This window comes from Acidimicrobiales bacterium (genome assembly GCA_035630295.1).
Lineage (GTDB): Bacteria > Actinomycetota > Acidimicrobiia > Acidimicrobiales > Iamiaceae > Iamia.
Genome location: DASQKY010000042.1, coordinates 23,556 through 43,805, shown reverse-complemented (window position 1 = coordinate 43,805; position 20,250 = coordinate 23,556). Strand labels below are relative to the sequence as shown.

Here is a 20,250-nt window from a genome sequence, read left to right as displayed (position 1 = left end):
GAGACAACGATGACCGACACCCGCCAGGACCTGGACCAGGTCCACGACTACTACTGCGTGCCCCGCCCGGCCGGGGCCGACGACCGGACGATCTACCAGATCTGGGAGGACGGCGGCGCCTTCAACGACTCGGTGACCCCGTCCACCTACAACCCCGAGTACCGGGACTACATGGCCCGCAAGATCCTGTCCCTGGCCCCGGCCGGCGCCCGGGTCTTCTCCTTCGGCTGCGGCAACGGCTTCGTGGAGGGCGACCTGGTGAGCGCCGGGCTCGACGTGCGAGCCATCGACTGCAACGAGGAGGCGGTGGCCCTGACCCGCAGGAAGGGCGTCGACGCCTTCGCCGCCGACTACTACGCCCTGGAGCCGGCCGACGTGGCCGGCACCGACATCATCTACGCCGACGGGTTCCTCGGGCACCTCTTCGACGCCGACGAGGAGCTGCGGCCGGTGCTGGGCAAGCTGGCCGACCTGCAGCCCCGCTCCGGGGCCACCCTGGTGTTCTCCAACGACGCCCCGGGCGACGGGCGGGCCGCCTTCGCCTCCCACCCCGCGGTCGAGGGCTTCTGGTTCATCTCCAAGGGCCACCTGAGCAAGAGCCTGGCCGCCGTGGGCTTCGAGCCGCTGGAGAGCTACTACTTCCCCTACAGCCGGCCCGTGAGCGGCGTGCGCTACCGCACCATCTGCACCGCCCGGGTGCCGTGACCGGCCGCGGCGGGGCGCGGGGAGGCTGAGGCGTGCCGCTCTCGGACGACTTCGCGCGCCGGCTCCTGCCCCTCCTGCCCGAGACGGTGGCCAGCTACGGCACCCCGTTCCACGTCTACGACGAGCGGGGCATAGTGGCCACCCACCGGGCCATGGTGGACGCCTTCGAAGGCACGCCGTTCCGCCAACACTTCGCGGTCAAGGCCCTGCCCAACCCGCACGTCCTGGCCCTGCTCCAGGGCCAGGGCAGCGGCCTGGACTGCTCGTCGACGACGGAGCTGGTGCTGGCCGGCCGGCTCGGCGCCACCGGCGACGACGTGGTGTTCACGTCCAACAACACCTCCCTGGAGGAGTACCACCTGGCCCTCGACGCGGGGGCGCTGATCACCTTCGACGACCGGTCCCTGCTCGACAAGGTCGACACGCTGCCCGAGGTGGTGGCCTTCCGGGTCTCGCCCAACGGGCTGGCGGCCCGCTCCACCCTCATGGGCGATGCCGCCCACTCCAAGTTCGGGGTGCCGGTCGACGCCCTGGCCGACGCCTACCGGGCCGCCCGCCGCAGGGGCGCCACCCGGTTCGGCATCCACGGCATGACCTGTGCCAACGAGCTCGACACCGACCGGGCCGTCCAGGCCGCGGTGGGCGTGGTCGAGATGGGGGCCCGGGTGGCCCGCGACGCCGGGGTCGAGCTCGAGTACGTCAACGTGGGCGGCGGCCTGGGCATCCCCTACCGGCCGGAGGACCGGCCGCTCGACTTCGGCCGCTACGCCCAGGCCATCGCCACCGCCCGCCGGCGCTGCTTCGGGCCCGACGGCCCCCGTGTCCTCACCGAGCTGGGCCGCAGCGTCACCGGCCCCCACGGCGTGCTGGTGACCCGGGTCGTCACCCGGTGCAGCAAGGGCCACGAGATCGTCGGCCTCGACGCCTCCATGTCGTCGCTCATGCGCCCGGCCATGTACGGCGCCTACCACCACGTGAGCCTCCCCTTCGCCGGCGACCGCCCCCTCTCGCCCTTCGACGTCGTCGGGTCGCTGTGCGAGAACATGGACAAGTTCGCCATCGACCGGCCCCTGCCGGACCCCCAGGAGGGCGACATCGCCCTGGTGCACGACACCGGCGCCCACGGCCACTCCATGGGCTTCACCTACAACGGCCGCCTGCGGCCGGCCGAGCTGCTGCTGACCGGTGACGACGACCTGGTGGAGATCCGGCGGGCCGAGACCGTCGAGGACTACCTGGCCACCGTCCAGCCGGTCCCCGTCCCCGTGGGGGGTGCCGGCGACCAGCGCCAGCTCCTGGCCCACGGGACCACCCGAGGAGCGTGACGTGACCGACACCGACCTGGACCTGCCGACCGTGGTGGACGGCGCCTACGACCGGCGGGCCGAGCTGTCGCCGGCGGAGCTGGCCGCCCTGGCCCCCCACGTCGAGGCCGGCCTGGCCGCCCTGGACCGGGGTGACCTGCGGGCCGCCCGCCCCGAGGGCGACCGCTGGGTGGTCGACACCTGGGTCAAGAAGCTGATCCTGCTCTCGTTCCTGACCCACGACACGGTGGTGGCCGACTCCGGCCCGGGCCGGCCCCGCACCTTCGACAAGGTGCCGCTCAAGTTCGAGGGCTGGGACGACGCCGCCTTCCGCGCCGCCCGGGTCCGGGTGGTGCCGGGGGCCGTGGTCCGCTTCGGCGCCCACGTCGCCCCCGGCGCGGTGCTGATGCCCTGCTTCGTGAACATCGGCGCCCACGTCGGGGCGGGCACCATGGTCGACACCTGGGCCACCGTCGGCTCCTGTGCCCAGGTCGGCGAGCGGTGCCACATCTCCGGCGGGGCCGGCATCGGCGGCGTGCTGGAGCCCATCGGCGACCAGCCCGTGGTCATCGAGGACGACGTCTTCGTCGGCGCCCGCAGCGAGATCGCCGAGGGGGTCCGGGTCCGGACCGGCGCGGTGATCGGCATGGGGGTCTACCTGGGCCGCTCCACCCCCATCGTCGACCGGGCCACCGGCGAGGTCACCCACGGGGAGGTGCCGGCCAACGCCGTGGTGGTGGCCGGCTCCCGCCCCGACCGGATCCGCCCCGAGATCTCCGTGTACTGCGCGGTGATCGTCAAGTACGCCGATGACCGCACCCGGGGCAAGACCGCCCTCAACGACCTGGTGCGGGACTGACCGATGCGGGCCGCCCCGAGCGCCTTCGCCCGCCTGCGGGCCCTGCTCGAGGACATCGACGCGCCGGCCGGGCGGGAGCCGGTGGCCCTCCACCTGGGTGAGTCCCGCCTGGTGACCCCCCCTCTGGGCCCGGCCCTGGCCGCCGACCTCGACGGGTGGACCCGGTACCCGCCCCTGGGCGGCACCGACGAGCTGCGGGCCGCCTACACCGGGTGGCTGGAGCGCCGCTTCGGGCTCCGCACCGCCTTCGGCGACCGCCGGGTGACGGTGGAGCCCACCCCGGGGGCCAAGCAGGCCGTGGCCGCCGTCATCGCCCTGGCCGCCACCGCGGCCCGGCAGGACGGCGTCGCCCCCGTGGTGGTGCTGCCCGATCCCGGCTACCCCACCTACCGGGCCGGCACCGCCACCGTTGGGGCCCGGGCCGTGCCCTACCACCTCGACGACCCGGGCGACCCGGGCCCGGTGGCCGCCGCCGTGCAGGCCGCCGGGGGCCGGGTGGCCGCCATCGTGGCCTGCACCCCCGGCAACCCCCAGGGCGACGTCCTCCCGCCCCGGACCCTCCGCCGGCTGAGCCGCATCGCCGCCGACGCCGGGGCCGTGCTCATCGTGGACGAGTGCTACGTCGACCTGGCCGTGGGCCCGGAACCCACCGGCTACCTCTCCCTGGTGGAGCGGGGCCTGGCCGGCCCGGGGGCCTTCGTCGTCGTCCACACCCTGTCCAAGCGCTCCGCGGCCCCCGGCCTGCGCAGCGGGTTCGTGGCCGGCGACCCGGCCACCGTCGGCACCTACGCGGCCCACAACCGCTCGTGCGGCGTCTCCACCCCCACCCCGGTGTGCGCGGCGGCCGCCGCCCTGTGGGCCGACGACACCCACGTGGCCGAGCACCGGGCCGCCCTGGCCCGCAACTGGGAGGTGGCCGACGCCGTGCTCGGGCACCTGCCGGCCTACCGCCGGGCCGACGCCGGGTTCTTCCTCTGGCTCCCCGTCGTCGACGACATCGAGACCACCCGGGCCCTGTGGCGGGACCAGGGCCTCTCGGTCATGCCCGGCCGCTACCTGGCCACCCCCGACGCCATCGGCGACAACCCCGGCCGCGACCACCTGCGGGTCGCCCTGGTCCACGACGAGGCCACCCTGCACGACGCCCTCACCCGGCTCCGGGCCGTGGTGGCCCCCCGACCGGGCGAGGGCGGCGTGAGCAGGCACCCCACCCACCGAAGCGACCCCCGGCTGACGGGCCACCCGGCCCCGGCCGGCCGCCCCAGCGAGGCCCACCATGCTTGACCTGGTCCCCATCACCGACACCATCGGCACCGAGGTGCGCGGCGTCGACGTCAACGACGTGAGCGCCAAGGACGTGGAGCGCATCTACGAGGCGTGGATCGACACCACCATCCTGCTCATCCGGGGCCAGTCCATGACCCCCGCCCAGCACGTGGCCTTCACCCGGTGCTTCGGGGAGGTGGTGTCCTACACCCGCTCGGAGTTCAACGAGGAGGAGGCCCCCGAGATCCTGGTGCTCTCCAACATCACCAAGGGCGGCAAGCTGATCGGCTCACCGGTCAGCGGCCGGGTGTGGCACACCGACGGGCACTACCTGGTCGACCCGCCGGCCGGCTCCATGCTCTACGCCCTCGAGGTGCCGCCCGTGGGCGGCGACACCTGGTTCGCCAACATGGTGGCCGCCTACGACGCCCTGCCCGAGGTGACCAAGGAGCGGATCGAGGACCTGGAGGTCGTCATCAGCCGGGTCCAGTCCCGGCCCTACAACTACCCCGACCGGCCGCTGCCCACGGCCGAGGAGCGGGACGAGTGGGACGACATCATCCACCCCATCGTGCGGCGCCACGAGGTGAGCGGGCGCAAGGCCCTCTACGCCGGCGGCAACGTCCCCTGGCGCATCGACGGCATGCCCGAGTCGCAGAGCGCGCCGCTGGTCACCTTCGTGCAGGAGCTCTCGGTCCGGCCCCAGTTCACCTACCGACACCGCTGGCAGCCCGGCGACATCGTCCTGTGGGACAACCGCAGCGCCATGCACCGGGCCACCTGGTACGACGGCACGCGCCACCGCCGGTGGATGCACCGCACCAACGTCAAGGGGCTGACCGCCACCGGCCGGGCCGTGCCCGCCCCGGAGCCGGCCCCCGCCGGCCAGTCCCTGGCCCTTCAGCCCTCCGAGCCGTAGAGGCCCAGCGTCTCGGCCACCTCGGCCGAGAGGTGGTAGCTCTCGGCCGGGCCCGGGAAGGCACCGGAGCGCACGTCGTCGGCGAAGCGGCCGATGGCCTCGACCGATGCCGTGCCCACCTCCGCGTAGCGGCGCACGAACTTCGGGGTGATGCGATCCTCGATGCCCAGCACGTCGTGGTACACGAGCACCTGGCCGTCGCAGTGGGGACCGGCGCCGATGCCGATGGTGGGCACGTCGACCGCCTCGGTGACCAGGCCGGCCACCTCCTCGGGCACCCCCTCCAGCACCACCGCGAAGGCCCCGGCGTGAGCCAGGGCCTTGGCCGCCCCGACGATCTGGGTGGCGGCCTCGCTGGTCCGACCCTGGACCTTGAACCCGCCCATGGTCTTCACCGACTGCGGCGTGAGCCCCACGTGGCCCATGACCGGGATCTCGGCGTCGACCAGGGCCTCCACCATGGGCAGGCGCTTGCGGCCGCCCTCCAGCTTGACCGCGCCGGCGCCGGCCCGGATGAGGGCGGCGGCGTTGCGGACGGTGTCGGCCCGGTCGACGTGGTAGCTCATCCACGGCAGGTCCCCGACAACCAGGGCCGAGGGCCGGGCCCGGGCCACCGCCGCGGTGTGGTGGGCCATGTCCTCCACCGTGACCTGCAGGGTGTCGTCGTAGCCCAGGACCACCATGGCCAGGCTGTCGCCCACCAGGATCAGGTCGACCCCGGCGGCATCGGCGATGCGGGCGCCGGGGGCGTCGTAGGCGGTGACCATGACCAGCGGTTCCGCCCCGTCGCGCACCTTGCGGGACCGGATGGCCGGCGCGGTGAGGGGTCGACGACGGGCGTCGGGATCGGTGGGGCCCATGGGGCGTCCTCCTCGTCTCCGTCCAGCGCCAGGTGGCTGCCAGCGGTTGCCTGCAGCGTACCGACCCGGGGCCGTCTCCTCCAGCCCGGGACGGGTTCGACCCGGCCGGGGCGGGCCGAGCCGTAGCCTCGCGGCGTGGACACCGGGACCTGCGACAGCTGCGGCGACGAGGGGCGCGACGACCTCACCGCCCTCCACCGCCTCTACGTGACGCCCGAGGCGTGGGACGCCGAGGGCAAGGTGACCGAGGTCGAGGGGGTGGAGCGCTGGTGCGTGCCGTGCCGCACCCACTACCCCCACCGCCTGCTGGCCGCCGGCGACGAAGCCTAGGGACCCGCCCCCGCGCCCCCGGGCGGGCCGCCTCCGTCGGGGTCGGCCGGGTCCACGGGGAGCCCGGGGCCCGAGCCCGGCGTGGGCGCCGTGCCCCCCGGGGACGGGCCCTCGGGCACCGACGGGTCGGTGGGGCCGGTGGGGTCCGCCGAGCCGGGGGAGGTCCCGGGGGTCGGGCCCGTGCCGTCGGGCGCGCCGCCGGACGGGCCGTCGCCCGCGTCGCCGGCCGCCCCCAGCCCCTCGTCGAGCGGACGCCCCACGGACAGGTCGGCGGGCGCGGTGAAGGCCCCCGTGTCCACCCCGGCGGTGGCCAGCTCCATGAACCGGCGCCAGATGCGGGCCGGGAGGTTGCCGCCCTGCACCGTCTCACCGTGGACGCTGTCCATCACCGCCGGGGTCACGTAGCCCATCCACACCGCGGCGGTGAGCTTCGGGGTGTAGCCCACGAACCAGGCGTCCTTGTTCTCGGTGGTGGTGCCGGTCTTGCCGGCCGCCGGCCGGCCGAAGTCGGCCTCCTCGCCGGTGCCGTCCTGGACCACCTTCTCCAGGGCGTAGGTGACCCGCGACGCCTGGTCGGGGGTGAGCACCTGCTGGGTGGAGGCCGTGAACTCCTCCACCAGGGAGCCGTCGGCCCGCTCGACCCTGGTGATGACCCGGGGTTCGATGCGGGTGCCGAGGTTGGCGAAGGTCGAGTAGGCGGCGGCCATGTCCAGCACCGAGACGTCCGACGAGCCCAGCACCACCGACGGCACCACGGCCGGGAAGTCGGAGGCGACCCCCAGGTCGCGGGCCATCTGGATGACGTTCTCGATGCCCAGGTCCAGTGCCAGCTGGGCGTAGGCGGTGTTGGACGAGGCGGCCGTGGCCTCCACCAGCGTGGCCGTGCCCCCGCAGCAGCCCCCCACCACGTCCCAGTCGCTGCCGTCGTTGGCGTCGGGGAAGATCTTCCGGGACGGCGACGGGATGAGGGACTCGATGGAGTAGCCCTCCCGCAGGGCCTGGGCCAGGGCGAAGGCCTTGAACGTGGACCCGGGTTGGCGGCCGCTGCCGCCCCCCTCGTCGCCCACGGCCAGGTTGACCGACTGGTTGGCGTAGTCGGTGCCGCCCATCATGGCCCGGACCTGCCCGGCCTCGTCGATGGCCACCAGCGAGCCCGCCGGGTCACCGAGCTGGTTCAGGGTGGTGGTCACCGCCTCGAAGGCGTTGGCCTGCAACCGCATGTCGAGCGTGGTGTAGACCCGCAGGCCGCCCCCGAACACGGCGTCGTCGCCGTAGCGGCGGGCCAGCTGGGCCCGCACGTACTCCACGAAGTACTCGCCGCCGACGGCCCGGGCGTCGCCTCGCACCTCGACCCCGTCGCTGGGGCTCCACAGGGCCAGGCCGTGGGCCAGGTCGAAGGGCCAGGCGTCGGAGAGGTCCCGCTCGTCCTCGGTGATCATCTGCTCCTCGAGCATGGCGTCGAGCACCGTGCGCCGGCGGCGGCGGGCCTCCTCGGGGAACGTGTAGGGCTCGGCCCGCTGCGGGGAGCGGATCAGACCGGCCAGCAGGGCCGCGTCCGGCAACGTGAGCTGGCCCACGTCCTTCACGAAGTAGGCCCGGCTGGCGGCCTGGATGCCGTAGGCCCCGCGCCCGAAGTAGATGGTGTTCAGGTAGTTCTCCAGGATCTGCTCCTTGGAGAGCTCCTGCTCCAGCTTCACCGCCATCACCGCCTCGCGGACCTTCCGCGACAGCGTGCGCTCGTTGGAGAGGTAGACGTTCTTGACGTACTGCTGGGTGATGGTCGAGCCACCCTGCTGCGACGCCGAGCTGTTCCGGATGTCGCTCCACGCCGCCCGGCTGATGCCCACCGGGTCGACGCCGCCATGGGCGAAGAAGTCCCGGTCCTCGGCGGCGATGACGGCATCGATGACCACCTGGGGCACCTGGTCGAGCGTGACGTTGACCCGGTCCTCCTCGCCGTGGAGCTGGGCGATGGCGGTGGACTCGTCGCACTGGCCGGCGGCCACCTCGATGGTGCAGATGAACGTGGTCTGGTCGGCGGCGGCCGGGGCCTCGGGCAACTCGATCTGCGACACCACGAAGCCCACCCCGGCCACGGCCACCACCAGGACCAGGGTGGCCAGGTAGAACAGCCGGCGCCAGCGCCAGAAGACGTTCCGCCGCTTGACCGCGCCCGAGCGCGTCACCTTCAGGTTGTGGGCGGGAACGGTGCGGCGTCGACGCAGGGCCATGAGCGGGGGGCGGCAGGGAGGGTCCGCGGCGGAGGGGCCGGCGGGACCCGGGCCGACGGCAGAGCGTACCGGCCGGGCCCGGCGGGGGCGATGCCGGGGAGCCGGCGCAGGGCCCGGAGACCGCCGCTAGCCTCGGGCCGTGCCCTTCCGCCCCGACGAGATGCGGGGCGCCCGACCAGGTGGGCAGATCGACTACCGCCTGGCTCGGCGCCACCTGATCGCCGAGCACAAGCGCGGCCGCCTGGCCCGCAACGAGGTGTGCGACGCCCACCCCGAGCTCCTGCGGGCCGCTCGCCAGGTCGGCGACGTCACCCGGGCCGACTGCCCGATCTGCGAGGAGGAGAAGCTCGTCCTCGTCTCCTACGTGTTCGGCCCCCGGCTGCCGGCCTTCGGCCGGTGCATCACCACCAAGGCCGAGCTGCGCCGGTTCAACAACCAGGCCGGCACCTACACCTGCTACGTGGTCGAGGTGTGCCCGGGCTGCGGCTGGAACCACCTGGCCCGCACCTGGGCCCTGGGCCGCGGCGACCAGGCCCGGCGCGCCGCCCCCTGACATCCGCGCCACCGGCCGGGGGCGGGGCGAGACTCGGGTGATGGCCGACCTCTCCCCCGGATCCCCGTCACCCGGCGCGTCCCGCCCCCCCTGGTCGCGCTTCACCACCGCCACCCCCGACGGGGCGAGCCTCCCCACCGACGTGGCCACCTACGGGCCCGGCCTGCCCACCGAGGCCGAGCTGCGCCTCTTGGGCTCGCTGGAGGGCAAGCGGGTGCTGGACCTGGGGTGCGGGGCCGGGCACGCCTCGGTGGCCTTCGCCCGGGCCGGGGCCAAGGTCATCGCCGTCGACCCCGCCCCCGAGCAGGTCGAGGCCACCCGACGGGCGGCCGAGGAGGCCGAGGTCCGGATCGAGGTCCAGCAGGCCAACCTGGCCGAGCTGGCCTTCGTGCGGGCCGACGGCATCGACGTGGCCTTCGCCGCCTACTCCCTGGCCGAGGTACCCGACCTGGACCGGGTGTTCCGCCAGGTCCACCGGGTGCTGCGCCCCGAGGCGCCCCTGGTGTTCTCGCTCCCCCACCCGGCCCTCACCATGTTCGTGGCCGGCCCCACCGCCCTCCAACCCTCGTCGGGGTCGCCGCCGGCGCCGGTCCGCACCTACCACGACGACACCCCCTACGTCGTGGACCGGGGCGGCGACCGGGTGACCGACGTACCCCGCACCACCTCGGGGGTGTTCACGTCGCTGCTGCGAGCCAACTTCCGGGTCGATCAGCTCCTGGAGCCCCCGGCCCGCCGCGAGCAGGTCCCGGCCGCCCAGTGGACCGAGGCCATGGCCTGGGTCCCCCCCACCCTCCTCCTCCGCGCCCGCAAGCACGGCACCTGATCGCCGGTCCCGGATCGAGGGGTTACAGGGTCGGGGGGAGGATGGCTTCGACCAGGGCAGGGCCGGGGTGGGCCAGGGCGCGGGCCAGGGCGGCGGTGAACTCCTCGGCCGTGGTGGCCCGCTCGGCGGTCACGCCCATGCCCTGGGCCAGGGCGGTGAAGTCCATGTCCGGGTTGCTCAGGTCGAGCATGGACAGGGCCGCGGGGCCGGGGTCGGTGGCGCCCACCCGGGCCAGCTCCAGGTTCAGGATGGCGTAGCTGCGGTTGTTGAGCAGGATGGTGGTGACGTCCAGGTCCTCGCGGGCCATGGTCCACAGGGCCTGGAGCGTGTACATGGCCGAGCCGTCGGCCTGGAGGCACACCACCTTGCGGTCGGGGGCGCCCACCGCCGCCCCGGCGGCCAAAGGCAGGCCCAGGCCGATGGAGCCGCCGGTGAGGGTCAGCCAGTCGTGCGCCGGGCAGCCGGCGGTGGCCCCCGAGACGAACAGGCCGGCGGTGTTGCCCTCGTCGGCCACCACGGCCCCGTCGGGCAGCAGGTGGCCCAGGGCCTCGGCCATGGTCTGGGCGGTCAGGGCCCCGGTGGGGGCCTCGGGGCGGGACGGCTCGGCCCGGGCCACCTCGTGCGGCGCCCCCAGGGCCTCGGCCACCGCCTCCAGGGCGGCCACCGGGTCGACCGCCCCCTGGGCCAGGACGTGGACCTCGCAGCCCTCGGGCACCAGCTCGCTGGCCTTGCCCGGGTAGGCGAAGAAGCTCACCGGCACCTTGGTGTCCACCACCACCAGGTGCCGCAGGCCGGCCAGCTGCATCTCGGCGAACTCGGCCAGGTAGGCCAGGCGGTCGACGGGGGGCAGGCCGGCGCCCCGGGCCAGGCGGGCCGGGAACGTCTCGCACAGCAGGGTGGCGCTCCCCGCGGCGGCGACCCGGGCGGCGGCCACCAGGCCGGCCTCGGCCACCACCACCCGGCCCCCGACCAGCAGGCCGGCCGGCTCGTCGCCCCGCAGGACGTCGACCACCCGGGCGATCACCTCCGCGTCAGGAGCGGGCACGGCCGGGGCCGAGGCCGGCTCGGCCGGGCCGCGGGCCTCGCCCCACGACACGTCGGCCGGGAGGATGAGGGTGGCCACCTGCCCCGGCGGCCCCATGGCGGCGCGCACGGCCTCGGCCGCGTCCTGGGCCAGGTCCTCGGTGGCGCCGGAGGTGCGCACCCAGCCCGACACCGCGCCGGCCACGGCCTCGATGTCGCTCTCCAGGGGGGCGTCCAGCGGCTTGTGGGGCAGGGCGTGGTCGCCCACGATGTTCAACACCGGGGTGTGGGCCCGACGGGCGTTGTGGAGGTTGGCCCAGCCGTTGGCCAGGCCCGGCCCCAGGTGGAGGAGGGTGGCGGCCGGCTTGCCGGCCATGCGGGCGTAGCCGTCGGCGGCCCCGGTGACCACCCCCTCGAACAGGCCCAGCACGCCCCGCATCTCGGGCACGTCGTCCAGGGCAGCCACGAAGTGCATCTCCGAGGTCCCCGGGTTGGTGAAGCACACCTCGACCCCACAGGAGACGAGCGTGCGGATGAGAGCCTGAGCGCCGTTCACGGCGCTCAGGATGACAGGTCGGCGCCGCCGACACCGCCAGGGCGGGCCTCAGCCCAGGAGGGTGCCGGGGTTGAGGGTGCCGTGGGGGTCGAAGGCAGCCTTGACCCGGCCCATGAGGGCCAGCTTGGCCGGGTCCTCCAGATCCAGGAACAGGTGCTGCTTCTCGGTGCCGATGCCGTGCTCGCCGGAGATGGCGCCCCCCAGGTCGATGCCGGCCTGGAACACGTCCCGCAGCGCCGCGGTGCGCACCGCGTCGTCGGCCTGGAAGATCGAGAGGTGGACGTTGCCGTCGCCGGCGTGGCCGCAGCCGGCGATCCACGACCCGGTGGCGCCGGCGACCTCGCTCACCCGGGCCAGGTAGGCGGGCATGGAGGCCCGGGGCACGACCACGTCCACGATGTCGTTGGCGCCGTTGGCCTTGGCCACCCAGAACGCCTTCTCCCGGGCGTCGATCAGCCCGGGCCCGGCCGTCGCCGGCAGCACGTAGACGTCTATGGCCCCCGCCCCGCCCAGCATCTCGGCCACCAGGGCGGTGTCCTCCTCGACCCGCTCGGCGGTGCGGCCCTCGACCACGATGACCAGGTAGGCCAGGGCCTTCTCCTTGACGTCGGTGGGGATGCCCAGGTCCAGGCCCACGAAGGCGGTGGCCGCCGCCATGGTCAGCAGGTCGATGTACTCCACGATCATGGGCTGGATGCCGCTGCGCACCACCTCGGGCACCACCGCGGTGACCTCGTCCAGGGTGGCGAAGGGGGCCAGCACGGTGGCCGAGTGCTCCAGGCGAGGGTGGAGCTTGAGGGTCACCTCGGTGACCAGGGCCAGGGTGCCCTCGGATCCGATGACCAGCTGGGTCAGGTCGTAGCCGGAGGTGGCCTTCACCACCTTGCCGCCGGTGCGGAGGACCTCGCCGGAGGGCAGCACCATCTCCAGGCCCAGGACGTGGTGCCGGGTCACGCCGTACTTCACGGCCCGCATCCCACCGGCGTTGGTGTTGACGTTGCCGCCCAGGCTGGCGCTGTTCTCACCGGGGAACACCGGGTAGACGAGGCCGTGGGGCCGGAGGGCGTCGTCCAGCTCGGCCAGGGTGAGGCCGGGCTGGACCACGGCCATGTGGTTCTCGGTGTCGATCTCCAGGACGGCCTTCATGCGGTCGAAGGCCACGACGATGCCGCCCTCCACCGGCACCGCGGCCCCGGAGAGGCCGGTGCCCGAGCCCCGGGCCGTGACCGGCACCCGGGCCTCGTCCGCGGCCCGCAGCACGGCCGCCACCTCGGCCGTGGTGGCCGGCCGGACCACGGCCAGGGGGGTGACGGGGGTGACGGTGAGGGCCTCGTCGTGGGTGTCGTCCTCGGCGATGGCTGCGCCGGTGGCGACGTGGGCCTCGCCCACCACCGCGACCAGCGCGTCGATCAGGTCGGGGCGGACGGTGGTGTCGGCCATGCTGCTCGGTCCCCCTGGACTCGGCGTCGGCGGCGGGGCCGATCATGGCACGCCCCATCCTCCGGGCCGTCCCGGGGTGGGTCGCGGCTCGGGGAGCCTCACCGCCGGCCCCACCTTCTCGCCGGCCGTGTCACCGATGGCCGGCGGTGGTGCGTGTCAGGGTCGTGCCCGTGACCGACGGGTGAGCACCGACCGGGGGCCGCGGGCGGCCGAGCCCGACCAGCCCGCGGAGACCGCGGGCCCCCGCACCGACCTCGACCCGGAGCCCCCCAGCCCGGAGGAGCTCGCCCGGTTCTGCTCGACCGCCGACGCCCTGGCCGGCGAGAAGCCCGAGGCCTACGTCGGCTCGGCCGAGCACGTGGCCGACATCACCGCTCTGCGCGACGTGGCCCCCGCCGAGATCCGGACCTCGTTGGAGGCCTACCGGTCCTTCCTGGCCGAGGGAGGCGTCGACCCCGACGACCCGGGCTCCAACCTCACCGAGAGCTGGCCGCCGGAGATCCAGGCCGCGGTGGAAGCCATGACCGACTACATCACCACCCACTGCTGGCCGTCCCACCGGCCGCAGCGTGGCCCGACCTCGCACCGGCGGTGAGGCGGCCCAGCCTCCGCCGTCGGCGGACGGCCGCCCGATGGTCAGCCCGGTGGGGGTGGGGGCTGCTGGGCCGCCCACCACTGGTCCAGGCGGCGGCCGGCCTCGTCGGGACTCAGTGGACCCTCCTCCAGGCGCAGCTCCATGAGGAAGGCCATGGCCCGGCCCACCACGGGACCGGGGGGGACGCCCAGGCGCTCCATCACGGCCCGGCCGTCCAGGTCGGGGCGCAGGGCCTTCAGCTCCTCGGCCTGCTCCAGCTCGGCGATGCGCTCCTCCAGCTCGTCCATGCGCCGGGCCAGGGTGGCCGCCTTGCGCTGGTTGCGGGTGGTGCAGTCGCAGCGGGTGAGCTCGATCAGCTCCGGCAGCAGGGGCCCGGCGTCGCGCACGAAGCGGCGCACCGCCGAGTCGGTCCACCCCAGCCGGTAGGTGTGGAACCGCAGGTGCAGCTCCACCAGTGAGGTCACCGCCTCGACGTCGTCGTTGGAGTACTTGAGGGCGGTCATGCGCTCGCGGGTCATGCGGGCCCCGACCACCTCGTGGTGGTGGAACGACACGCCCTTGCCCTGGGCGTAGGAGCGGGTCTTGGGCTTGCCCACGTCGTGGAACAGGGCGGCCAGGCGGGTGATGCGGTTGGGGGTGCCGTCGTCGTGCCGGGCCCGCACCTTGCCGACCACGGCGAGGGTGTGGGCCAGCACGTCCTTGTGCCGGTGGATGGGGTCCTGCTCCAGGCGCATGGCCGGCAGCTCGGGGAAGAACTGGTCGGCCAGGCCGGTGTCGTGCAGGAACCACAGCCCGGCCGCCGGGTCGTCCACCACCATCAGCTTGTCCAGCTCGTCGCGGATGCGCTCGGCCGAGACGATCTCCAGCCGGCCGGCCATGGCCCGCACCGCCTCCAGCAGGTCCGGGTCGGGCTCCAGGCCGTAGCCGGCGATGAACCGGGCCGCCCGCATCATGCGCAGGGGGTCGTCGGAGAACGAGACCTCGGGGGCCAGCGGGGTGCGCAGCCGGCCGCCGGCCAGGTCGGTGGCCCCGTCGAAGGGGTCGACCAGGCGGGGCTCGGGCACCTCCAGGGCCATGGCGTTGACGGTGAAGTCCCGGCGGGACAGGTCGGCCTCGATGGCGTCGGAGAACGTGACCTCGGGCTTCCGGCTCTCCGAGGTGTAGGCCTCGGCCCGGTGGGTGGTGACCTCGAAGGCGCGCCCGCCGATCCGGCAACCGATGGTGCCGAAGCGGGCGCCCTGCTCCCACACGGCGTCGGCCAGGGGGCGGACCAGGTCCAGGATGGCGTCGGGCCGGGCGTCGGTGGTCAGGTCGATGTCGGCGTCGGGGCCCAGGTCCCGGCCCAGGAAGTGGTCGCGCACGATGCCACCGACCAGGTAGAGCCGGTGGCCGGCGGCGGTGAAGGCGTCGGCCAGGGGCCGCACCTCGGCGAGGGTGGCCTGGAAGCGGTCCGGGGTCACCGGCTCACGGTAGGCGCCGACCTCCGGCCGATCCTCCTCCGATGCCCGTCACCCGGGGGGCGCCAGCGGCCCTCGGCCTCGTCGGTGCAGGCCGAGGTCGGCTGGGCCCCGGCCCCGCCCGTCCCGTCGACCAGGACCCGCCGGCTCGCCGGCTGGCCCTCTCAGTAGGCCGCGGCCATGCCGGCGTGCTGCATGGCGATGCGCAGGTCCTCGGGGCGGGCAGCGGCGTGCACGGCGTCGCGCACGCTGATGACCGAGTCCTGGTAGAGGCCGAGCAGGGCCTGGTCGAAGGTCTGCATGCCGTGGTACTCGCCCTCGCGCATGAGGCCCTCCAGCACCGACTCGTCGGCTCCGGCGGAGATGGCCTCGCTGACCTTGGGCGTGCCGATCAGGACCTCGACGGCCGGGACCCGGCCCCGCCCGTCGACCCGGTCCAAGAGGCGTTGGGCCACCACGCCCCGCAGCACCTGGGCGATCGAGTAGCGGGCCTGGCGCTGGAGGTGGGGCGGGTAGAAGTCGACCAGCCGGGTCACGGTCTCGGCCGCCGAGAGGGCGGGCATGGTCACCACCACCAGGCGACCCGACAGGGCCTCGGAGACCAGTCGCTCGGCCGCTGCGGTGTCGGGGATGTCGCTCACGAAGATGACGTCCGCGTTCTGCCGGCCCACCCGGTGGAGGGCGTCGGAGACGGTCAGGGCGTCGCTGCCGATCTCCCGCTGGCTCACCAGTGAGCGCTTGTCGGCCAGGAGGACCTCGATCGGGTCCTCGATGGTCACGATGTGGCGGGCCCGGGTGGCGTTCACGTGGTCGAGGAGGGCGGCCACCGTGGTGGTCTTGCCCGACGCCGCCGGGCCGGCCACGACGATGAGGCCGGCGTCCTCCATGGCCAGCTTCTCCACCACCCCGGGCAGGCTGAGATCGGCGATGGCCGGCGCCCCCGGGACCACCCGGCGCACTGCGAGGCTGAGCGAGCCCCGCTGCCGGAAGACGTTGATGCGGAAGCGGCCCACGCCGGCCAGGCCGTGGGCCACGTCGACCTCGCCCCGCTCCAGGAGCTCCTCGGCCTTGGCCACCGGCAGCAGCTCGGTGAGGATCGCCTCGATCTCCGTCGGGCCCAGGGGGGCCATGTCGGTGGCGTGCAGGTGACCGTCGATGCGGAGGTGGGGCGCCGAGCCGACCTTCACGATCAGGTCGGAACCCCGGCGCTCGGCCAAGTGGTTGAGGAGCTGGGCCAGGTCGGGCACGGGATGGGTCTCCGCTCGGAGGGGTCAGCGACCCGGTGCCAGCGCACCGGACCCCTGTCCCGTCGGCGGATGCCGGCCCGATGTGAGGAGCCGACGGGCCGCTCAGGCGCCGGCCCGGGCGTGGACCGCCTGGGCCGCCCCCACGACCTCGGCCCCCGGGCCCCCGGACGTGGGGCGCTCGGGCCGGTGGTCGAGGCCCAGCACCCGTCCCAACGTGGCCCCCACCGACGCCGCCAACCCGTCGAGGTCGTAGCCGCCCTCCAGGAACAGCAGGCGGCGCCCGGGCGGGGCCAGGGCCAGCAGGTCGCCGGTGACATCGGCGAAGTCGGCGGCCGTGAGCCCCAGGCCGGTCAGGGGGTCGGCCCGGTGGGCATCGAAGCCGGCGGAGACGAGCAGCCACGTGGTGCCGTGGGCCTCGGCGGCCGGGGCGATGAGGTCGGCCACGGCCTGGCGGTACACGTCGCCGGTGGCCCCGGCGGGCAGGGGCACGTTGATGGTCGACCCGGCGCCGGGCCCGGCGCCGGTCTCGTGGAGGGCGCCGGTCCCCGGGTACAGCGGCCACTCGTGCAGCGATGCGTACAGCACCCGCCCGTCGTCCCAGAAGGCGTCCTGGGTGCCGTTGCCGTGGTGGGCGTCGTAGTCGACGATCGTCACCCGCTCGCCCGCCGCGGCCAGGGTGGCGGCCACCACGGCCACGTTGTTGAACAGGCAGAAGCCCATGGCCCGCCGGGGCGTGGCGTGGTGCCCGGGAGGGCGCACGGCGCAGAAGCCGGCCTCGCCGTCGCCGGCCGACAACCGTTCGGCCAGCACCAGGCCGGCGCCGACGGCCAGGCGAGCCGCGCCCATGGACCGCGGGCCGATGGCGGTGTCGGCGTCGATCGCCCCCCCGCCGGCCTCGCCGAAGCGGTCCAGCGCCGCCACCAGGGCCGGATCGTGGACCCGGGCCAGCTCCTCGTCGGTGGCGGGCCGGGGCGCCACCCGGGTCACCGCCTCGGACAGGCCGGCCGCCTCGATGCCCCGCTCCACGGCGTCGAGCCGGGCCGGGCGCTCCGGGTGCCCGGTGCCGGCCTCGTGCTCCCAGAACCGGGGGTCGGAGGCGACGAGCAGGGTCACACCTCGACGCTACGGCCCTGTCCCGGGACCCGCTACCGGGCCGCCTCGCCACCCCCACCGGTGGCCGGCCCGGGCCGGGTGATCCCGCCCTCCCGGGCGGGCGCCTTTAGGCTTCGGAGGGCGTGGACGCCGCCGATGCCCTCCCTCCGCCCCGGCTCCACGGCCCGGGGGCCGCGCCACCGGTGCCCACGGGGGTGCCGCGGGGCGTCCGGGTGGCGGCGTGGCGGGGCCGGAACGACGTGGCCCTGGTGGCCGTCCGGCCCGGCGCCGCGCCCACCCCCGGCGACCTCCGGGTCGCCGTCGACCTCGCCGCCCGGCGGGGGGCCCGCCGGGTGGTGACCGGGGCCCTGGCCCAGGCCGAGGTGGAGCCGTTCCTGGCCGCCGGGTTCGCCGTGCACGAACGCCTGCACCTGCTGCGCCACGACCTGGTCGAGGTGGACGCCGTGCCCCCGATCGCCGGTGGCCCGCGCCGGGCCCGGCGGCGCGACCAGGATGCTGCCCTGATGGTGGACGCCCGGGCCTTCGAGCCCTTCTGGCGCCTCGACCGGGCCGGGCTCGACGACGCCGTCCGGGCCACCACCACGGCTCGCTTCCGGGTGCTGGCCGATCCCGACGTGGTCGGTTACGCCGTGACCGGCCGGTCCGGTGACCGTGGCTACCTGCAGCGGCTGGCCGTGGACCCCCACCGCCGCGGCCAGGGGCTGGGCCGGGCCCTCGTCCTCGACGGCCTGCACTGGCTCCGCCGGCGGCGGGCCCTGGACGTGGTGGTCAACACCCAGGTCGGCAACGAGGGGGCGCTCCACCTCTACCGGCGCCTCGGCTTCGTGCTCCAGCCCGACGGCCTGACCGTGCTGACCCGTCCCGTGGACGGGCCCGGGTGAGCGCTCGGACGGCCGGGGCCGGTGCCGGCCCCGGCCGGCGCGCCGCCGGGGCCGTGCTGGCCGTCCTCGTCCTGGCCGCGGTGGCCCTGGCCCGGCCGGCGGCCGCGGCGGCCCAGGACCCGGCCGCGTCCGAGGTGCGCCTGACCGGGATCGAGGCGTCGTCGTGGGTGCCCCGGACCGGCACCTGGACCCTGGACCTGCGGGTCCAGGGCGCGCCGGCCGACGGGCAGGTGCGGGCCGTGATCCGCGACGGGCTGGCCGACCGGGAGGCCTTGGACCGCGCCCTGTTCGGGGTGGTGGAGGGGGACCGCAAGGCCACCATCCCGCCGGTGGACCTGGCCACCCAGCCCACTGCCGAGGGCGGCGGGCGGCGGGTGTCCCTGGCCGTGACCCTGGAGAGCGAGGCGGCCGACATCCCGGGCTGGAAGTTCCTGCCGGACGGTTTGCGGCCTGGCGTCTACCCGGTCGAGGTGGAGGTGCGCGACGGCGACGGCGGCCGGGTGGGGGGCACGGTCGCCTTCCTGACCCGCGTGCCCAGCGGGCGCGAGCAGGGCGCCGACCGCTCACCGCTGCTGGTGGCCCCGGTCCTGTCCTTCGGGGCCGAGCCGACCGTCGGAGCCGACGGCACCGCCCGGCTGCCCCCGGAGGTGGTGGACGAGGGCGAGGTCATCGTCGACGGGCTGTCGTTCAGCGCCGACCTGCCGGCCACCCTGGCCCCCCGCCCCGAGACCATCGAGGCCCTGGCCCGCGATGGCGCGGGCACGGAGCTCCTGGCCGACCTGCGGCGCGCCTCCCGGGACCGCCAGGTCCTCGACGCCCCCTACGTCGACGTGCCGCTGTCGGCCTGGGTCGAGGCCGGCCTGGGGGAGGAGCTCACGCGCCAGCGGGTCCGGGGCAACGCCGTCCTCACCGACCGGTTGGGACCGGTGGACAGCAGCACGTTCCTGAGCCGGAGCGGCCTGACCCCGCCGGCCGTGGCCGAGCTGTGGAACGTGGGGGTCCGCACCGTGGTCTTCGGCCCCGGCGCCCTCGACACCTCGGTGCCCGAGGTGCCCTTCACCGTCTCGGCCGGCGAGGGCCGTTCCGTGGTGGCGGTCCCGGCCGACACCCACCTGACCACCCTGTTGACCTTCCGGGGCGACCCGGTCCTCGACCGGTCCGGGCTGGCCGCCCAGCTCGCCCTCCTGGCGGCGAGGGAGGAGCGCCCGGCGGGGGTCACGCTGGTGGCCCCGCCCGGGTGGCCGGGCCGGGGCGAGGAACTGGCCGGGTTGGCCGACCTCCTCCTCGACCCCGCGGCCCCGGTCCAGCCGACCACGATCACCGACCTGGTGGCCCGGGTGGCGGTCGGTCCCGAGCGAGCCCTGCCCGGGGTGATGCTGGAGGACCTCGGTGACCAACCCGAGGCCCTGCGCCGGGCCCGGGCCCGCCTGGCCTCCTACGCCTCTATGACCGGGGCCCGCAACGGGACCGTCCTCGCCCTCGACCAGCGCCTCCTGCTGTCCGGGGCGGCGACGTCGACCGCGGCCGAACGCCGCCGCTACGTCGAGCGGGTCCTGGCCACCGTCGACCGCGGCCTCACCGGCATCGAGGCCCCGCCCCGGCAGACCATCACCCTCACCGCCAGCGACGGCACGGTGCCGCTCCACTTCCGCAGCGGGTTCGACGAGCCGGTGCAGGTCCTGGTCGAGATCGACGCCAGCAGCCACATCGAGCTGCCCGACGGCGCCCGCCAGCTGGTGACCCTGGAGCCGGGCACGACGCGGGTCCCGGTGGCGGTGCACGCCCGCGCCCCGGGCGACGCCGCCTTCGACATCACGGTCCGGACGCCGGACGGCGTCGAGGTGCTCGACGAGGTGCGCTACACGGTGCGCTCGACCGCCATCTCCGGCATCGGCCTGTTCCTGTCGGTGGGGGCGGTGGTGTTCCTCGTCCTGTGGTGGGCCCGGCACTGGCGCCGCAGCCGGCGGGCCCGGCGCGAGGCCGCGGCCCGGGCCGCGGCCGACGCCCTGGTCGAGGGGCCCCGAGGGGCCTCGGCCGGGCCCGGCGCCGAGGTCCCCGTCACCCCCGGGTCGGGCCGGAGGTAAC

Annotated in this window: 18 protein-coding genes; 11 read left to right on the top strand and 7 right to left on the bottom strand. The window is 75.2% G+C overall.

Features of this window, described 5'->3' with window-relative positions; genetic code table 11:
• Positions 1–9: 9 nt before the first annotated feature.
• Genes VEW93_10485 through VEW93_10465 form a run of 5 tightly spaced genes read left to right on the top strand, consistent with a single transcriptional unit; the run spans position 10 to position 5,053 of the window.
• The gene (locus VEW93_10485; GenBank protein HYI62219.1) at positions 10–705 is read left to right on the top strand and encodes a hypothetical protein; all 696 of its coding nucleotides are present in this window, start codon (positions 10–12) and stop codon (positions 703–705) included.
• Positions 706–737: 32 nt separating this feature from the next.
• The gene (locus tag VEW93_10480) at positions 738–2,030 is read left to right on the top strand and encodes a diaminopimelate decarboxylase (GenBank protein ID HYI62218.1); all 1,293 of its coding nucleotides are present in this window, start codon (positions 738–740) and stop codon (positions 2,028–2,030) included.
• Position 2,031: 1 nt separating this feature from the next.
• A complete protein-coding gene (locus tag VEW93_10475) occupies positions 2,032–2,868 on the top strand; it encodes a 2,3,4,5-tetrahydropyridine-2,6-dicarboxylate N-succinyltransferase (GenBank protein HYI62217.1) in 837 nt (278 codons plus the stop codon).
• A gap of 3 nt (positions 2,869–2,871) precedes the next feature.
• Positions 2,872–4,152: an aminotransferase class I/II-fold pyridoxal phosphate-dependent enzyme gene (locus VEW93_10470; GenBank protein ID HYI62216.1), complete on the top strand. Its 1,281-nt coding sequence runs from the start codon at positions 2,872–2,874 to the stop codon at positions 4,150–4,152.
• Entirely contained in the window at positions 4,145–5,053 is a 909-nt protein-coding gene (locus VEW93_10465) for a TauD/TfdA family dioxygenase (protein HYI62215.1), read from the top strand. The genes VEW93_10470 and VEW93_10465 overlap by 8 nt, the downstream gene beginning before the upstream one ends.
• On the opposite strand, the gene panB is transcribed toward VEW93_10465, so the two are convergent.
• Positions 5,035–5,913 (bottom strand): 3-methyl-2-oxobutanoate hydroxymethyltransferase, encoded by an 879-nt coding sequence (gene panB / locus VEW93_10460; protein ID HYI62214.1) that lies wholly within the window; start codon positions 5,911–5,913, stop codon positions 5,035–5,037. The two genes, VEW93_10465 and panB, sit on opposite strands and share 19 nt — an antisense overlap.
• A gap of 135 nt (positions 5,914–6,048) precedes the next feature.
• Here panB and VEW93_10455 point away from each other — a divergent pair, with 135 nt between their 5' ends.
• A complete protein-coding gene (locus VEW93_10455; GenBank protein HYI62213.1) occupies positions 6,049–6,243 on the top strand; it encodes a hypothetical protein in 195 nt (64 codons plus the stop codon).
• On the opposite strand, the gene VEW93_10450 is transcribed toward VEW93_10455, so the two are convergent.
• Positions 6,240–8,429, bottom strand: a complete 2,190-nt coding sequence (locus VEW93_10450; GenBank protein HYI62212.1) for a PBP1A family penicillin-binding protein — start codon at positions 8,427–8,429, stop codon at positions 6,240–6,242. The two genes, VEW93_10455 and VEW93_10450, sit on opposite strands and share 4 nt — an antisense overlap.
• Before the next feature lie 184 nt (positions 8,430–8,613).
• Between VEW93_10450 and VEW93_10445 the strand changes: the two genes are divergently transcribed.
• Together VEW93_10445 and VEW93_10440 are read left to right on the top strand one after the other, a co-directional pair.
• Complete coding sequence (locus tag VEW93_10445) at positions 8,614–9,027, top strand: DUF5318 family protein (protein ID HYI62211.1); 414 nt, start codon at positions 8,614–8,616, stop codon at positions 9,025–9,027.
• 40 nt (positions 9,028–9,067) lie between these two features.
• Positions 9,068–9,853 (top strand): class I SAM-dependent methyltransferase, encoded by a 786-nt coding sequence (locus VEW93_10440; GenBank protein ID HYI62210.1) that lies wholly within the window; start codon positions 9,068–9,070, stop codon positions 9,851–9,853.
• A gap of 22 nt (positions 9,854–9,875) precedes the next feature.
• Here the strand turns inward: VEW93_10440 and VEW93_10435 are convergent, their stop codons facing one another.
• Both VEW93_10435 and VEW93_10430 read right to left on the bottom strand, forming a co-directional pair.
• The gene (locus tag VEW93_10435; protein ID HYI62209.1) at positions 9,876–11,432 is read right to left on the bottom strand and encodes an acetolactate synthase large subunit; all 1,557 of its coding nucleotides are present in this window, start codon (positions 11,430–11,432) and stop codon (positions 9,876–9,878) included.
• A 48-nt stretch (positions 11,433–11,480) separates the two neighbouring features.
• On the bottom strand, positions 11,481–12,872 hold the full coding sequence (locus VEW93_10430) for an FAD-linked oxidase C-terminal domain-containing protein (protein ID HYI62208.1): 1,392 nt from the start codon (positions 12,870–12,872) through the stop codon (positions 11,481–11,483).
• A gap of 181 nt (positions 12,873–13,053) precedes the next feature.
• On the opposite strand from VEW93_10430, the gene VEW93_10425 reads away from it, so the two are divergent.
• On the top strand, positions 13,054–13,467 hold the full coding sequence (locus VEW93_10425; GenBank protein ID HYI62207.1) for a hypothetical protein: 414 nt from the start codon (positions 13,054–13,056) through the stop codon (positions 13,465–13,467).
• A gap of 41 nt (positions 13,468–13,508) precedes the next feature.
• Here VEW93_10425 and VEW93_10420 read toward each other — a convergent pair whose 3' ends face one another.
• From VEW93_10420 to VEW93_10410, 3 genes are all read right to left on the bottom strand, one after another.
• The gene (locus VEW93_10420; protein ID HYI62206.1) at positions 13,509–14,927 is read right to left on the bottom strand and encodes a CCA tRNA nucleotidyltransferase; all 1,419 of its coding nucleotides are present in this window, start codon (positions 14,925–14,927) and stop codon (positions 13,509–13,511) included.
• A gap of 161 nt (positions 14,928–15,088) precedes the next feature.
• Entirely contained in the window at positions 15,089–16,171 is a 1,083-nt protein-coding gene (locus VEW93_10415; protein HYI62205.1) for a PilT/PilU family type 4a pilus ATPase, read from the bottom strand.
• A 102-nt stretch (positions 16,172–16,273) separates the two neighbouring features.
• Entirely contained in the window at positions 16,274–17,284 is a 1,011-nt protein-coding gene (locus tag VEW93_10410) for a histone deacetylase (protein ID HYI62204.1), read from the bottom strand.
• 122 nt (positions 17,285–17,406) lie between these two features.
• Here VEW93_10410 and VEW93_10405 point away from each other — a divergent pair, with 122 nt between their 5' ends.
• Together VEW93_10405 and VEW93_10400 are read left to right on the top strand one after the other, a co-directional pair.
• Positions 17,407–18,165: a GNAT family N-acetyltransferase gene (locus VEW93_10405; protein ID HYI62203.1), complete on the top strand. Its 759-nt coding sequence runs from the start codon at positions 17,407–17,409 to the stop codon at positions 18,163–18,165.
• Positions 18,162–20,249, top strand: coding sequence for a DUF6049 family protein (locus VEW93_10400; GenBank protein HYI62202.1), 2,088 nt, complete (start codon positions 18,162–18,164; stop codon positions 20,247–20,249). Before VEW93_10405 ends, VEW93_10400 begins: the two co-directional genes overlap by 4 nt.
• Position 20,250: the final 1 nt, after the last annotated feature.